Consider the following 809-nt stretch of genomic DNA (forward strand, 5'->3'; position numbering starts at 1 on the left):
GCCCACGCCACGAGCGGGCGGAACAGGAACTGGTCGTAGGCGAGAATCACCACGATCATCGCGAGGATCACCCAGCCCACGGCGTGCAGGTTCTTCTCGGCAATCGCCTGGGCGAGATACGCGCCGACACCCGGCAGCGTGATCGTGTTGTTGCCCACCGTGATCGCTTCGGAAGCCACCACGAAGAACCAGCCGCCCGACATCGACATCATCATGTTCCAGATGAGGCCCGGCATCGAGAACGGCACTTCGAGCTTCCAGAAACGCTGCCAGCCCGTGAGGTGAAAACCTCGCGAGACTTCATCCAGATCGCGCGGCACGGTGCGCAGCGACTGGTAGAAGCTGAACGTCATGTTCCAGGCCTGGCTCGTGAAGATTGCGAAGATCGCCGCGAGTTCGGCGCCGAGCACGCGCGAGGGAAAGAGCGCGAGGAAGAACGTGACCGTGAACGAGATGTAGCCGAGCACCGGCACCGACTGCAGGATGTCGAGAATCGGCACGAGCACCTGGCCCGCGCGGCGGCTCTTCGCCGCGAGCGTGCCGTACACGAGCGTGAAGATGAGCGAGGCCACCATCGCCGCGAGCATGCGCAGCGTGGTGCGCATGGCGTACTCGGGCAGGTTCGCCGGGTCGAGCGAGATGACCTGGGTCTTGAGCGTGGCGATGGGCGCCATGGTCTCGTGAAAGCCCACGGCCGCCATCGCGATCAGGCCGATCATCAGCGGGAACGCGACGAAGTCCCAGCGGTTCGGCAGCACGCGCCACGCCGAGGCGTTGGCCGTGCGGTTCAGGTTGAAGCTGAACTCCAT

The 809-nt window shown here is 64.6% G+C and carries 1 protein-coding gene; it reads right to left on the minus strand.

Annotation, left to right across the window (positions count from 1 at the left end):
* Positions 1–809: ABC transporter permease subunit (locus tag VSR72_RS44000; protein ID WP_342958420.1), on the minus strand; the 809-nt coding region annotated here is incomplete at its 3' end.

It is taken from the genome of Paraburkholderia sp. JHI869 (assembly GCF_038900775.1).
Classification (GTDB): Bacteria; Pseudomonadota; Gammaproteobacteria; order Burkholderiales; family Burkholderiaceae; genus Paraburkholderia.